We start from the raw sequence: 14187 nt of genomic DNA, 5'->3' as shown, positions 1-14187 counted from the left end.
TCCGTGTGGGTTTCTGGATCACGCAGCCTTGGATTGACTTGCTGGCCATCCCGCCATCAAGCGCCCATCGACGCGGATCACAATTCGCCCGTCTTTCAGCGTTTTCACGTAGTGGCCTTGCACCATTACGCAGCTTCCCAGAACAATTGTTCTCATCATGATCAACCCCCAGGTGTTAAAAGATCATGGGGCAGTATCGCATAAATTGGTTAACGATGCGTAGAGTTTTCTTAAAATGAGCGGAAAACTACAACCAATCGCGCAAAATGGGGATCAAAGGGATGTCCGCAGGCGGCATGGGATAGTCGCGCAAAGCTTGTGGACGCACCCATTTCAGCACCTGACCCTCACGTGGATGGGGTTGGCCCTCCCACTTGCGGCAGGCAAAGACGGGCATCAGCAGGTGAAAATCATCGTAGGAATGACTGGCAAAGGTTAATGGCGCAAGGCAGGACGCCCAAGTATCGATGCCCAACTCCTCATGCAGCTCGCGGATCAGGGCGGCCTCCGGTGTTTCCCCGGTTTCGACCTTGCCACCCGGAAATTCCCACAGCCCTGCCATGGATTTGCCCTCAGGTCGCTGCGCGAGCAGCACCCGCCCATCAGCGTCGATCAGGGCCACGGCGGATACAAGAACGGTCTTGATGCTCATCTGAATTCCCAAGCAAGGGTTAACAAAACCAGAATACTAGAAAACTAGTTTTCTGGTTTTGTTGATCAAAGTTTAAGATCGGTAATCGGCGTTGATCTGGATATAGGCGTGGGTCAGGTCGCAGGTCCAGACGGTGCTGGCGCCTTCGCCAAGGTCGAAATCAACGGTGATTGTGATCTCGTCCCCTTTAAAGCAACGTGCCCCATCTTCTTCGCGGTAGGTGGGTGACACCCAGCCCTTCTCCGCGACCAGCACATCGCCAAAGGATATCGACAGTTTGTCCCGTTCCGCATAAGCGCCGGATTTCCCGATCGCGGCGATGATGCGGCCCCAGTTCGGATCTTCTCCGGCCACGGCGGTTTTCACCAGCGGTGAATTGGCAATCGACAACGCGTGGATCTTGGCATCCGCATCGGACTGCGCGCCGGTCACGCGGATTTCCACAAATTTAGTGGCCCCTTCGCCGTCCTTCACCACCTGGTGTGCCAGATCAAGCATCACAGTGTTCAGGGCATCGCGGAAGGCTGCGTTATCCTTGGTGACCGCAACGCCGGATGCGCCGGTTGCGGCCAGCAGCAAACTGTCCGAGGTCGACGTGTCGCTGTCCACGGTGATCGCGTTGAACGTGGTGTCGGTCAGGTCGGACAGCAGTGCCTGCAAATCCTCCTGCGCCACTTTTGCGTCGGTGAAGATGAACACCAGCATCGTGGCCATGTCCGGGGCGATCATGCCGGACCCTTTGGCAAATCCGGCAATCTTGACCGTTTCACCATCAACCATCACTTCGGCCGTGGCACCTTTGGCGAAGGTGTCGGTGGTGCGGATGGCCTCGGCCGCGTCTTTCATCGCGTGGGCGGTCAGCTTGCCCTTCAGCTCGTCGATCTTGGCGACAATCCGATCATGGGGCAAAGGTTCACCGATGACACCAGTTGAGGCGGTATAGACCCTGTTTTGCGGCACGGACAGCGCGTCGGAGACGGCAGAGGTGATGGCCTCGACCGACCCGGTGCCGGCGGCGCCCGTGAAGGCGTTCGAATTGCCCGCATTCACCAAAAACGCCGCACCTGCGCTGGGATCTGTGCCCAGCTTGGCCTGGCAATCCAGAACCGGGGCGGACCGGGTTGAGGATTTGGTGAAGGTGCCGGCGATGGTTGTGCCGGGTTGCAGTTCTGCCAGCATCACGTCCAGACGGTCGGCGTATTTCACGCCAGCCTTCGCCGCAGCAAACCGGGCACCCGCGATCACCGGCAGGTCCGGGAAATGATCCGGGGCCAGGGGCGACACGTCATGCACATGGTTTTTGGCGGCGCGCAGTTCGTCCTCCAGCTGTGCTATTTTCCGTTTCAGATCTTCAACAGTGTCTGTTCCGCTCATCTTTGCCCCTCACTCGTCCAGAAGGGACAGATTGCCGAGCGTGTCGGCATCGATGGTTTCAAGGTTGATCCGGGTAATGGTGGCGTCTTCGAGCAGTTTCTGCACCGCCACGTCGACCGCATCGGTTTCGATCTGCGCCGCTAGCTCTTCACGCACCTCGTCCAGCGGCGGGGCGCCTTTCATGCGCTTTTCGTTCAGCTTCACCACATGCCAGCCGAACTGCGTTTCAACCGGGGCCGACACCGCGCCCGGTTCCAGCGCCAGAACCGCGTCTTCAAACGGTTTCACCATCATGCCGGGGCCGAACCAGCCCAGGTCGCCACCATTGGGGCCGGACGGTCCGGTGGAGAATTCCTTGGCCAGATCGGCAAAATCAGCGCCTTCGTCCAGTTTGCTGATCAGGTCTTTCGCCTCGTCTTCGGTTTTCACCAGAATATGTGCGGCGTGAAACTCTTCGGTGGGTTTGGCGTCGGCATATGTTTTGTCATACGCCGCCTGCAGCGCCTCTTCGGTCACGGCGGATGAAATCACCTCTTCCACCTTCTCGGTGGCAATCATTGACCGACGCTGGTTTTCCAGTTGCAACTCTGCCCGGCGGCTCAACTCTCCCATCGCCTGACCCAACACCGTCTGTTGGATCACCTGCTCCAGCAGACCTTGCAGCAGGACATCGTTTGGCAGGCCCTGATATTGCTGCGGCAACGCCTGGCGGGCGACAATGATGTGCCCAAGCGTGATGTCGTCACCATTGACCGTGGCCAGAACCGTGGCGCCATCGGCATCGATCTTGGCAACTTCCTGCGCGCCTTCCACCGCCGGTTCCGCTGCTGGTGCGGTATCTTCGGCCAGCACGGGAAGCGACATCATTGTGGCCAGGGCAGTTCCCAGCAGGATGGCGTTGCGTTTCAACATGAATTTCTCCCTCAGAGCAGGCCGGATGGCCCGGCGACATTGACTATCTTGCACCTGACGCTTACATCGCTTTGAGGCTTGAGAGCGCTGGTTCTTGAGGTCCTAGATAGGGGGCCTGACGGGGACGGGCAAGAACCCTCTGGTCAGACCAGCGACAAACCGTATTGAGGCACAAGAATATGCTTGGAAAAATCGCCCGCGCCGTCTTTGGCACCCCCAATGACCGCAAGATCAAGTCCACCCGCCCGATCGTTGCAAAGATCAACGCGCTGGAAGAGGAATTTGCCGCCCTGTCCGACGAAGGGATCAAGGCCAAGACGGAAGAGTTCAGGAAACGGGTTGAAGGTGGTGAAAAGCTGGACGCCATTCTGCCAGAAGCGTTTGCCAACTGTCGCGAGGCCGCCAAGCGGGCCCTTGGCCTGCGCGCATTTGACACACAGCTGATGGGCGGGATTTTCCTGCATCAGGGCAATATCTCGGAAATGAAGACCGGCGAGGGGAAAACCCTTGTGGCGACCTTCCCAGCCTATCTGAATGCGCTGGGTGGCAAGGGTGTGCATGTGGTAACGGTGAACGACTACCTGGCCCGCCGCGACGCTGAATGGATGGGCAATGTGTTCGACGCGTTGGGCATGACCACCGGTGTGGTCTACCCGCAGCAGCCCGATGATGAAAAGCGCGCTGCCTATGCTTGTGACGTGACCTATGCCACGAACAATGAGCTGGGCTTTGATTACCTGCGCGACAATATGAAATCCGACCTGAAAGAGATGTCGCAGCGTGGTCACAATTTTGCGATTGTTGACGAGGTGGACTCGATCCTGATTGACGAAGCCCGCACGCCGCTGATCATTTCCGGCCCCTCCGAAGATCGGTCGGAGCTGTATGTCACCATCGACAAGCTGATCCCCGAGCTGACCGAGGAACATTACACGCTTGATGAAAAGGCGCGGTCCGCGACCTTTACCGAAGAGGGCAACGAATTTCTGGAGGAGCTGGTTCACGTCAAAGGCCTGCTGCCGGAAGAACAGTCGCTTTATGACGCGGAAAGCACCACGTTGGTGCATCACCTGAACCAGGGCCTGCGCGCGCATAAACTGTTTGCCCGCGACAAGGATTACATCGTGCGCGATGGCGAGGTGATGCTGATCGACGAGTTTACTGGCCGGATGATGGCCGGGCGGCGCCTGTCGGACGGTTTGCATCAGGCGATCGAGGCCAAGGAAGGCTGTAAAACCCAGCCTGAAAACGTGACCCTCGCCTCGGTCACCTTCCAGAACTACTTCCGCCTCTACAACACCCTGTCCGGCATGACCGGCACGGCGCTGACCGAGGCTGAGGAATTTGACGAAATCTATGGTCTGGGTGTGGTCGAAGTGCCCACCAACCGCCCGATTGCCCGGATTGACGAACATGACGCGGTCTATCGCACCGGGGTCGAGAAATTCAACGCCATCGTCGAAGAGATCAAGAAGGCCAATGAAAAGGGTCAGCCGATCCTGGTCGGCACCACCTCGATCGAAAAGTCGGAATACCTGTCTGATCTGTTGACCAAGGCCGGTGTGAAACATGACGTTCTGAACGCGCGCCAGCACGAACGCGAGGCGCAGATTGTCGCCGATGCCGGGAAACTGGGCGCGGTCACCATCGCCACCAATATGGCGGGCCGCGGCACCGACATCAAACTGGGCGGCAATGTCGAGTTCAAGATCATGGAGGCCATCGAAGCCAACCCAGATGCTGACCCCGCCGACATTCGCGCTCAGGTCGAAGAGGCGCATAAAGCCGATGAGCAGGCGGTGAAAGACGCGGGCGGCCTGTTTGTGCTCGCCACCGAGCGTCACGAAAGCCGCCGGATCGACAACCAGTTGCGCGGCCGGTCGGGCCGTCAGGGGGACCCGGGGCGGTCTGCCTTCTTCCTGTCGCTGGAAGATGACCTGATGCGGATCTTTGGATCAGAGCGTCTGGAAAAAGTGCTTTCGACGCTGGGCATGAAAGAAGGCGAAGCGATCATTCACCCCTGGGTGAACAAATCGCTGGAACGTGCCCAGGCCAAGGTCGAGGGGCGCAACTTCGACATCCGCAAGCAGCTGTTGAAATTTGACGACGTGATGAATGACCAGCGGAAGGCCATCTTTGGTCAGCGCATGGAAATCATGGAAGCCGAAGATCTGTCCGAGATTGTCGGCGATATGCGTCACCAGATGATCGACGATATGGTTGATGGCTATATGCCGCCGAAAACCTATGCCGATCAATGGGATATCGAAGGGCTTTATGCGGCTGTCATCGAAAACCTGAATATGGATCTGCCGGTCATTGATTGGGCGAAAGAAGAAGGTGTGGATGATGATGTGATCCGCGACCGGCTTTGTGATGCGTCAGACGAGATGATGGCGAAGAAGGCGGTCGATTTCGGACCCGAGAATATGCGTTCGATCGAAAAGCAGATCCTGCTGCAGACCATCGACACCAAATGGCGTGAACACCTGCTGACGCTGGATCACCTGCGCGCGGTTGTGGGGTTCCGGGGTTACGCCCAACGTGACCCGCTGAACGAGTATAAAAACGAAGCCTTCCAACTTTTCGAAAGTCTGCTTGACGGGCTGCGGCTGGATGTGACCAAACGCCTGTCGCAAATCCGCCCGATGACCGAGGAAGAGCAGGCCGCGATGATGCAGCAGATGATGCAGCAACAAAAACAGGCGCAGGCCGACGCCATGGCCGCGGCGGACGCGTCAGAGCAGGCGCAGAGCGCAGCAGTCGGGTTCGATGAAAACGACCCATCCACCTGGGGCAACCCTGCGCGCAACGATGCCTGCCCCTGTGGGTCGGGCAAGAAGTTCAAACATTGCCACGGCAAGATCTGAGGGAATCCAGACATGAGTGACACCAAACGTATTGTCCTTTCCAGCGACCACGCCGATATCGCGCTGCGTCAGACCATTGCCAAACATGTTGCGGCAAAGGGGTATGAGGTCGAAGATATCGGGCCGATGACCTCAGACAGCACCCACTATCCGAAGCATGGCGAAGAGGCCGCGCAACGCGTGGCATCCGGTGATTGCCAGTTGGGCATCATCCTTTGCGGCACCGGTCAGGGCATCATGATGGCGGCGAACAAGGTCAAGGGCATCCGCTGCGGCGTGTGTTCCGACACGTTTTCGGCCCGGATGATCCGCGAACATAATGACGCGAACATGCTGTCGATTGGGGCGCGGGTGATCGGGCAGGGTCTGGCGCTCGACATTGTCGACGCTTTCCTGGATGCCGAGTTTGAAGGCGGGCGCCACGCCACGCGGGTCGACATGATCAAAGCCATCGAAGGCTGATCCCAACGACACAAAATCCTTACGCGCCCTCGCCACCCGGTCGGGGCGCGATTTTGTTTCGCCTTGGGCAAAAATGAGGCGGGATTGTTTACATCTCTGAAAATAAATGGAAAACTTAGTGATCCTTTGTCGTTAATTTCCATTCCGGCTCCCAAAATATGGCATATTCCCCCGGCATTGTGAGGCTAAGTTAATCTCACAGGAGGCCGTCATGCGTGACATTCTGGGCCAATTGAAATCCATTGATCTGAAGTCGATCGATCTGAAAGCCATCGATCTGAAATCCGTTGATATCGCGGGTGTTGATAAAAAACGTGTCGGGACCGCCGTGGCCACGCTGGCAATTGCGCTGGGCGCTGGGTTTTACATGCAACAGGAACCGGGCAACACCTCTGGTCCGCAAACCTTGACACCGGTACCGGTTCAGACCGCATCTGTGTTGCCAACCGCTGCGCCGGAAACGCCCACTGATGTCACACCCGGGCAGCCGACCAATGTGGGCGCAGCGGTCGATCTTTCGGTGGACGGCGACATGGCCCCGGATGCCACCCCCACGCCTGCAATCGCAACGGCACCTCAAATCACTGAGGACGTGACGATGGATCAGCCCGCAGCAGCACAAATGGCTGATGTCACTCCGTCTGAACCCCCGGTGGATCTGAGCGCGGATGAAAGCTTTGATCTGGCGGCGCTGGATCTGGTTCCCGTGGCACCAACCCCATCATCGACCGAGGCTCCGATGGCCAGCACCCAATGTGCGCCGACCCTGACTGGGTCAGCGGGCAAAATGGCGATGATTTCCTTAACGGTATCCGCCCCGTGTCACGCCAACCAAGAGATTGAGTTCTCGCATGAAGGGCTGCGATTTACCGAACGTCTGGACGGACAGGGGGGGCTTTCCCTGGATCTTCCCGCCCTGGCCAGCGAGGCGAAAATTGTCGCCCATCTGCAAGACGATACCAGCTCCGTCATTGAGGTCGCGGTGCCGGACGCCGTTCAGTATCGCCGCGTGGCGCTGATCTGGCATGGGGCCACGGGTCTGCAATTGCACGCCTTCGAAGAAGGGGCAGATTACGGTGACACAGGGCATGTCTGGGCCGAACAACCGGGCGACCTGTCCCGGGTCGAAGCCGGGATTGGCGGCTATACCACCATGCTGGGCAGTGTTTCATCCGGATATGCGGCGGATATCTACTCGTTCCCGGCCTATCTGATGCGCTCTTTGTCGGGGCCAGAGATCACCATCGAAGCTCAGGTCATGGAAACCACCTGTGGTAAGGCGCTTGAAGCCACCTATCTGCGGACCAATGGGAAGAAGGTCATAACCCAAACACCCATCGAGATCGCCTCTCCTGGATGTGATGCCGTAGGAGAGTATCTGGTATTGCAAGACCTGCCGGAAACGATGCGCCTGGCGCTGAACTGATCCCTGCCAACCCGTGCAGCCCGGCAACAGACAGCCGATCTGCGCATGCCAAGGCTGTTGCCCCGTTCAGATCTGCTGCATACTTGCGCGGAATTGAACGGTGGCGCAGGGACCAATCATGATCAATCTGCGTGCGGCCATTTGTGCCGCACTTTTTCTTGTCCTGGGGGGTGCTGCGGCACAGGCAAATGATATCTCGCTGACCGCGCGGGACGGATCAATTTCGCTGTCCGGAAATCTTGTGGGATATGACGGCGCTTTCTATCGGATTGACACAGAGTTTGGCATCCTGACCGTGGACGGGTCCGGGGTGGTTTGCGAAGGTCCCGGCTGCCCGAGCCTTGGCCCCTATGTGGCGGATCTGGTCATCTCCGGTGCGCGCGAACTAAGTGCCGTCCTGATGCCTGCCCTTGTCGAAGGGTTTGCGCTGCGTCAGGGATATGCCTTGAAGCGGGAAGAGCAACCGGACGCGAAAGTGCTTTATACGCTTTATGAAGGGGAAAGCGGCCAGGAAGCTGCGCGGATCAGCATTCACTCTACATCCTCCAACGAAGGGATTGCAGATCTGTTGGGTCATCAGGCGGATATCGTGTTGTCGCAGCGCGAAGTTACGTCCGGTGAACGGGTCAAGGCCTACGAAGCCGGGCTCGGCGACCTCAATGCGCGGCGGCAGGAACGGGTGCTGGCGTTGAATGCGTTGGTGCCGATCGTGTCCCCCGGCAACCCGGTGCGGCGAATCTCTATGGCGCAATTGGCGGCGATCTATGCCGGAAAGATCACCAATTGGTCCGCATTGGGCGGCGAAGATGCTCCGATCACAGCCTATCTGCGTGAAGCAGGGACCGGGTTTGCGCCCGTGTTCGAGACAAAGGTCATATCAGCCCAGGGCACGCGCCTGTCCGATGCGGTGGTCCGATTGGCCAGTGACAGGGATTTGTTGGATGCCGTGGCGGGTGACCCGTTTGGCATCGGAATTGCGCCGTTCACGGCAACCGGCAGCAATGAGATTGTGCAACTTTCCGGGCGATGCGGGTTTGGGGTGGATGCAAGCGATCTTGCGATCAAGGCCGAGGATTACCCGCTGACCACGCCGAATTATATGTACCTGCCGGAACGGCGCCTGCCACAGCTGGGGCGCGAATTGCTGACCTATCTGCGCAGCGAGGCCGCCCAGTTGGTCATCCGCCGCGCGGGGTTTGTGGATCAGGCCATGTCCGTGGTGCCCCTGTCGCATCAAGGGGATCGTTTGGCCAACGCCATTGCCATGGCGGGCGATGAGGTTAGCTTGAAAGACCTGCAAGCGCTCTCGGCCTTTGTGACACGCCAAAGCCGCCTGTCACTGACCTTCCGGTTCGAGGGCGGGTCTACTTATCTGGATGCACCATCACGGTCGAACATCGCGCTTTTGGCCCGCGCTCTGGAGGCAGGGCGATTTGACGGCCGGACGATCAGTTTCGTGGGGTTTTCAGACGGGCAGGGGGCGGCGTCCCAAAACCTTACCTTGTCTCGCAAACGGGCCAAGGCCGTGCGGGATGCGGTGTTGGGTGAGGCAGAGAGCCTGGATCCGTCGCGTTTGACCCTGAAAGTCAAAGCCTTTGGCGAGGCTTTGCCCATGGCCTGCGATGAAAGCGCATGGGGGCGGGGTGTGAACCGGCGGGTGGAAATCTGGGTGGATTGATCCGGATTTCGCAGCGGGTCACAGATACCCTTCGGCCCGGAAACTCAGCTCTGCCGATTTCCCGATGACAAGATGATCATGCAGGGTGATCCCCAGCGCTGTTGCGGCCTGTTCCACTTGCCGCGTCATCTGCATGTCACTGTCTGACGGGGTTGGATCCCCGGACGGGTGATTGTGCACGAGGATCAGGGCGGAGGCGTTCAGCTCCAGCGCCCGTTTCACCACCTCGCGCGGGTAAACCGGCACGTGATCCACCGTGCCGCGCGCCTGTTCTTCGTCGGCAACCAGCACATTTTTTGTGTCCAGATACAGCACCCGGAACTGCTCGGTTTCCCGATGTGCCATTGTGGTGTGGCAATAATCCACCAGACTGTCCCAGGAGGAAATCACATGGCGTTGCATCACACGGGAGCGCGCCAGACGATGTGCTGCTGCCTCAATGATCTTCAATTCCTGAATGACCGATGGCCCGACGCCATGGAGTTCCTGCAGGCGGGTGACCGGGGCTGATATCACGCCGTTGAAATCGCCGAACCGGTCGAGCAGACGTCGGGCCAGGGGTTTGACATCCTGGCGTGGAATGGCGCGAAACAGCACCAGTTCCAGCATTTCGTAATCGGGCAGGGCGGCGGCCCCGCCTTTCATGAACCGGTCCCGCAGCCGTTTCCGGTGGTCTTTGATATAGGATGGTAGACGCCCCTTTTCCGTTTTGACCGGAACGGGAAGGGCTTCATCCGTATCAAAGAGGGTTTGTGGCATTTCGCCAAAAGATAAGGGTTGGTGCGTCATACACCAACCCTCGCATGGATTTGGTAAAGCAAAGGTTAATACAGACCTTATGCTTTAGAAGGCCAATGACTTATGACGTCATCCCGTCCCAGAAACTCCGCACCTTAGAGAAGAAGTTGGAACTTTCCGGGTTGTTGTCCTCTGACAGCTTGTCGAATTCCCGCAGAAGTTCTTTCTGTTTCGAGGTCAGGTTCACCGGAGTTTCTACTGAGAGTTCGATATACATGTCACCGGCTGGCCCACCGCGCAGACCGGGCATGCCTTTGCCCCGCAGGCGCATCTGGCGACCCGATTGGCTGCCGGACGGGATTTTCACCCGTGACCGCCCACCGTCGATTGTCGGCACTTCGATGTCACCGCCCAGGGCAGCAGACGCCATTGGTACCGGTATCCGGCAATGCAGGTGGTTGCCTTCGCGATCAAAGATCGCATGCGGGGTCACTTCGATGAAGATGTAAAGATCCCCAGAAGGGCCGCCGCGCAGGCCGGCTTCGCCTTCGCCTGCCAGACGAATGCGCGTGCCGGTTTCGACACCCGCCGGAATATTGACTGACAGCGAGCGTTCCTTTTCCTTGCGACCAGCGCCGCCGCAGGATTTGCACGGGTTCTTGATCATCTGACCCATGCCCTGACAGGTCGGACAGGTGCGTTCGACGGTAAAGAAACCCTGCTGTGCGCGGACCTTGCCCATGCCGGAACAGGTCGGACACATGGTCGGTTCGGCGCCGCTTTCGGCACCGGTCCCGTCACATTCATCGCAGCCGACCGAGGTGGGCACGTTGATGGTCTGTTGTAGGCCGGTATAGGCCTCTTCCAACGAGACGCGCAGGTTGTAGCGCAGGTCGGACCCGCGTTGCGCGCGCGACCGGCCACCGCCGCCGCGCTGGCCACCCATGAAATCGCCAAAAAGATCGTCAAACACATCTGAAAACGCGCTGGCGAAGTCACCTTGCTGGCCACCATAGCCACCACCGGGCCGACCACCGCCCATGCCGCCTTCGAACGCCGCATGACCATAGCGGTCATAGGCCGCCTTCTTGTCGGCATCCTTCAACACGTCATAGGCTTCGTTCACTTCCTTGAACTGGGCCTCTGCGTTCGGATTGTCGGAATTGCGATCCGGGTGCAGCTCTTTCGCCTTTTTGCGATAGGCTTTCTTGAGCTCATCTGCGGACGCACCTTTGGTGGCCCCCAGAACTTCGTAGTAATCACGTTTTGACATAGACTTCTCCCTTGGGGAGGAAGACCGGCCCGCGTGATGCAGGCCGATCTGTTACCTAGAGAGACTTACGAACGTTTGTCGCCGTCGAGATCTTCGAAATCGGCGTCGACGATGTCGTCGTCAGCTGCGCGCGGGCCGTCGGCCTCTTCCGCTTCCTCACCACCTTCAGCTTCGGCTTGCTGCGATTTGTAGATCGCTTCGCCCAGCTTCATGGCGGCTTCGGTCACGTTCTGAACGCCCGATTTCAGTTTCTCGGCTGACACGTCCTCTTTCTCGAGGTCGTCTTTCAGCGCGGCAATCGCCAGTTCGATCGCTTCGATCGTGGTGGGATCCACCTTGTCGGAATGCTCTTCCATCGACTTTTCGGTCGAGTGGATCAGGCTTTCGGCCTGGTTGCGGGCTTCGACAAGCTCTTTACGCTCTTTATCGGCCTCGGCGTTGGCTTCGGCGTCTTTCACCATGGCTTCGATGTCCTCATCCGACAGACCGCCCGAGGCCTGGATGGTGATTTTCTGCTCTTTGCCGGTGCCTTTGTCCTTGGCGCCCACTTCCACGATGCCGTTGGCGTCGATGTCGAAGGTCACCTCGATCTGCGGCAGGCCGCGCGGGGCCGGCGGGATGTCTTCAAGGTTGAACTGGCCGAGGATCTTGTTGTCGGCAGCCATTTCACGTTCACCCTGGAACACGCGCAGGGTCACGGCGTTCTGGTTGTCTTCCGCGGTCGAGAAGATCTGCGACTTCTTGGTCGGGATCGTGGTGTTGCGGTCGATCAGGCGGGTGAACACGCCACCCAGCGTTTCGATGCCCAGCGACAGCGGGGTCACGTCCAGAAGAACAACATCTTTCACGTCGCCCTGCAGAACACCGGCCTGAATGGCGGCACCCATGGCAACCACTTCGTCCGGGTTCACACCTTTGTGGGGCTCCTTGCCGAAGAACTTGGTGACCTCTTCGATCACTTTCGGCATGCGGGTCATACCGCCGACCAGAACCACCTCGTCGATGTCGCCGGTCGACAGGCCAGCGTCTTTCAGGGCGGCCTGACAGGGCTTGATCGAACGTTTGATCAGGTCCGACACCAGGCTTTCCAGCTTGGCGCGGGTCAGCTTCATGACCATGTGCAGCGGCGCACCATCCGAGCCCATCGAGATAAAGGGCTGGTTGATCTCGGTCTGCGAGGCCGACGACAGTTCGATCTTGGCTTTTTCAGCGGCTTCTTTCAGGCGCTGCAGGGCCATCTTGTCTTTCGACAGGTCGACCTGGTTTTCCTTTTTGAACTCATCGACCAGATACTGAACGATGCGCATGTCGAAGTCTTCACCACCCAGGAACGTGTCGCCGTTGGTGGATTTCACTTCGAACAGACCGTCGTCAATTTCCAGGATGGTCACGTCGAAAGTACCACCACCAAGGTCATAGACCGCGATGGTTTGGGTCTCGGCCTTGTCCAGACCGTATGCCAGAGCGGCCGCGGTCGGTTCGTTGATGATGCGCAGCACCTCAAGACCGGCGATCTTGCCGGCGTCTTTGGTGGCCTGACGCTGGGCGTCGTTAAAGTATGCGGGCACGGTGATGACCGCCTGGGTCACCTCTTCGCCAAGATACGATTCAGCGGTTTCTTTCATCTTGCCAAGGATGAAGGCCGAGATTTGCGAGGGCGAATATTTCTGCCCGGCGGCTTCTACCCAGGCATCCCCATTGCCGCCATCCACGATGGCGTAGGGCACCAGCTTTTTGTCTTTTTCGACAGCCGGGTCCGACATGTTGCGGCCGATCAGGCGCTTCACGGCAAAGACCGTGTTGTCCGGGTTGGTGACGGCCTGGCGTTTCGCCGGTTGGCCGACAAGGCGTTCGTCGTCTTTGAAGGCGACAATCGAAGGCGTCGTGCGCGCGCCTTCTGCGTTTTCAATAACTCGCGGTTGCGAGCCGTCCATGATGGCGACACAGGAGTTGGTTGTCCCGAGGTCGATACCGATGACTTTGGCCATGCTCAAAATCCTCTTCTAGGCGATGTTGAAGGAACCGGCCTTGCAAAGCACCGGCCCCTGATCCCAATGTACATGCCGAAAACGGATCACCCGTTTCCAACGTCGAAGCGTATATAAGTAGGCTGAATGGGTGCTGCAAGCGTTCAAACGTGGTGTTTTGCGTAAAAAAGTGACTCATTTTCGGGGATTTGGTAGGGATTACGCAGGAAATGGAAGCAATGGATCTGGGTGGGGCGAAGCTTTTCAAACAGATGCTGGATCGTGATCAGCAAGAAGCAATGATAGGCCGGGTGCGTGAGGTTGTGGCGCGGGCACCACTTTTTCACCCGGAAACCGCCTCTGGCAAAAAAATGTCGGTTCGCATGACATCCTGTGGTCGGGTGGGCTGGGTGACGGATCGCCGCGGGTATCGCTATGAACCGCGCCACCCATCCGGTGTCGAATGGCCCGAAATTCCCAACGAAGTGCTGGCGATCTGGGATCAGGTCGCAGGCTGTGGCGTGCGCCCGGACAGTTGTCTGGTCAACTTCTATGGCGAGGGGGCGAAGATGGGGATGCATCAGGATCGTGACGAAGGGGATTTTGGTTTTCCAGTGGTGTCGATCAGCCTGGGCGATGAGGCGCTGTTTCGGATCGGTTCCACCACCCGGGGTGGCAAGACCCAATCGGCCTGGCTGTCCTCGGGTGATGTGCTGGTTCTGGGTGGCGCGGCGCGGCTGGCCTATCACGGCATTGACCGGCTGCGCTTTGGGTCCAGCGATCTGTTGCGCGACCATGGCCGGATCAACCTGACCATGCGGGTGGTGCGTTAGGC

Annotated in this window: 12 protein-coding genes; 5 read left to right on the top strand and 7 right to left on the bottom strand. The window is 58.6% G+C overall.

Annotated elements, in window-relative coordinates; all coding sequences use genetic code 11:
• Nucleotides 1-18 precede the first annotated feature (18 nt).
• The 4 genes from ACP15V_RS09905 to ACP15V_RS09890 form a co-directional block, all read right to left on the bottom strand.
• Complete coding sequence (locus ACP15V_RS09905) at nt 19-159, bottom strand: hypothetical protein (protein ID WP_424943523.1); 141 nt, start codon at nt 157-159, stop codon at nt 19-21.
• Nucleotides 160-247: 88 nt separating this feature from the next.
• Entirely contained in the window at nt 248-646 is a 399-nt protein-coding gene (gene mutT, locus ACP15V_RS09900) for an 8-oxo-dGTP diphosphatase MutT (protein ID WP_424943848.1), read from the bottom strand.
• A gap of 78 nt (nt 647-724) precedes the next feature.
• Nucleotides 725-2026: a bifunctional glutamate N-acetyltransferase/amino-acid acetyltransferase ArgJ gene (argJ, locus tag ACP15V_RS09895; RefSeq protein ID WP_424943522.1), complete on the bottom strand. Its 1302-nt coding sequence runs from the start codon at nt 2024-2026 to the stop codon at nt 725-727.
• A gap of 9 nt (nt 2027-2035) precedes the next feature.
• Nucleotides 2036-2938 carry a peptidylprolyl isomerase gene (locus tag ACP15V_RS09890; protein ID WP_424943521.1) on the bottom strand — a complete coding sequence of 301 codons (903 nt, stop codon included), beginning with the start codon at nt 2936-2938 and terminating at the stop codon, nt 2036-2038.
• Nucleotides 2939-3117: 179 nt separating this feature from the next.
• Here ACP15V_RS09890 and secA point away from each other — a divergent pair, with 179 nt between their 5' ends.
• From secA to ACP15V_RS09870, 4 genes are all read left to right on the top strand, one after another.
• The gene (gene secA / locus ACP15V_RS09885; protein ID WP_424943520.1) at nt 3118-5808 is read left to right on the top strand and encodes a preprotein translocase subunit SecA; all 2691 of its coding nucleotides are present in this window, start codon (nt 3118-3120) and stop codon (nt 5806-5808) included.
• Nucleotides 5809-5820: 12 nt separating this feature from the next.
• Complete coding sequence (gene rpiB, locus ACP15V_RS09880) at nt 5821-6270, top strand: ribose 5-phosphate isomerase B (protein ID WP_424943519.1); 450 nt, start codon at nt 5821-5823, stop codon at nt 6268-6270.
• A 211-nt stretch (nt 6271-6481) separates the two neighbouring features.
• Nucleotides 6482-7696, top strand: coding sequence for a hypothetical protein (locus ACP15V_RS09875; RefSeq protein ID WP_424943518.1), 1215 nt, complete (start codon nt 6482-6484; stop codon nt 7694-7696).
• A gap of 118 nt (nt 7697-7814) precedes the next feature.
• Nucleotides 7815-9374 (top strand): phosphate ABC transporter substrate-binding/OmpA family protein, encoded by a 1560-nt coding sequence (locus ACP15V_RS09870; RefSeq protein ID WP_424943517.1) that lies wholly within the window; start codon nt 7815-7817, stop codon nt 9372-9374.
• An 18-nt stretch (nt 9375-9392) separates the two neighbouring features.
• Here ACP15V_RS09870 and radC read toward each other — a convergent pair whose 3' ends face one another.
• The 3 genes from radC to dnaK form a co-directional block, all read right to left on the bottom strand.
• Entirely contained in the window at nt 9393-10133 is a 741-nt protein-coding gene (gene radC, locus ACP15V_RS09865; protein WP_424943516.1) for a RadC family protein, read from the bottom strand.
• Nucleotides 10134-10233: 100 nt separating this feature from the next.
• Nucleotides 10234-11385: a molecular chaperone DnaJ gene (dnaJ, locus tag ACP15V_RS09860; RefSeq protein WP_424943515.1), complete on the bottom strand. Its 1152-nt coding sequence runs from the start codon at nt 11383-11385 to the stop codon at nt 10234-10236.
• Nucleotides 11386-11450: 65 nt separating this feature from the next.
• The gene (dnaK, locus tag ACP15V_RS09855; protein ID WP_424943514.1) at nt 11451-13373 is read right to left on the bottom strand and encodes a molecular chaperone DnaK; all 1923 of its coding nucleotides are present in this window, start codon (nt 13371-13373) and stop codon (nt 11451-11453) included.
• 209 nt (nt 13374-13582) lie between these two features.
• Between dnaK and ACP15V_RS09850 the strand changes: the two genes are divergently transcribed.
• Nucleotides 13583-14185, top strand: a complete 603-nt coding sequence (locus tag ACP15V_RS09850; protein ID WP_424943513.1) for an alpha-ketoglutarate-dependent dioxygenase AlkB family protein — start codon at nt 13583-13585, stop codon at nt 14183-14185.
• Nucleotides 14186-14187: the final 2 nt, after the last annotated feature.

The sequence above is a fragment of the Aliiroseovarius crassostreae genome (genome assembly GCF_049803815.1).
GTDB lineage: Bacteria > Pseudomonadota > Alphaproteobacteria > Rhodobacterales > Rhodobacteraceae > Aliiroseovarius > Aliiroseovarius crassostreae_A.
The sequence above is the reverse complement of the archived record's forward strand: the minus strand, read 5'-3'. Positions and strand labels throughout refer to the sequence as shown.

Bases quoted from the DNA above. Each gene is read 5' to 3' on its own strand.
- ACP15V_RS09905 (WP_424943523.1), bottom strand. From the start codon at position 159: ATGATGAGAACAATTGTTCTGGGAAGCTGCGTAATGGTGCAAGGCCAC.
- argJ (WP_424943522.1), bottom strand. From the start codon at position 2,026: ATGAGCGGAACAGACACTGTTGAAGATCTGAAACGGAAAATAGCACAG.
- ACP15V_RS09890 (WP_424943521.1), bottom strand. From the start codon at position 2,938: ATGTTGAAACGCAACGCCATCCTGCTGGGAACTGCCCTGGCCACAATG.
- secA (WP_424943520.1), top strand. From the start codon at position 3,118: ATGCTTGGAAAAATCGCCCGCGCCGTCTTTGGCACCCCCAATGACCGC.
- rpiB (WP_424943519.1), top strand. From the start codon at position 5,821: ATGAGTGACACCAAACGTATTGTCCTTTCCAGCGACCACGCCGATATC.
- ACP15V_RS09875 (WP_424943518.1), top strand. From the start codon at position 6,482: ATGCGTGACATTCTGGGCCAATTGAAATCCATTGATCTGAAGTCGATC.
- ACP15V_RS09870 (WP_424943517.1), top strand. From the start codon at position 7,815: ATGATCAATCTGCGTGCGGCCATTTGTGCCGCACTTTTTCTTGTCCTG.
- radC (WP_424943516.1), bottom strand. From the start codon at position 10,133: ATGCCACAAACCCTCTTTGATACGGATGAAGCCCTTCCCGTTCCGGTC.
- dnaJ (WP_424943515.1), bottom strand. From the start codon at position 11,385: ATGTCAAAACGTGATTACTACGAAGTTCTGGGGGCCACCAAAGGTGCG.
- dnaK (WP_424943514.1), bottom strand. From the start codon at position 13,373: ATGGCCAAAGTCATCGGTATCGACCTCGGGACAACCAACTCCTGTGTC.
- ACP15V_RS09850 (WP_424943513.1), top strand. From the start codon at position 13,583: ATGGAAGCAATGGATCTGGGTGGGGCGAAGCTTTTCAAACAGATGCTG.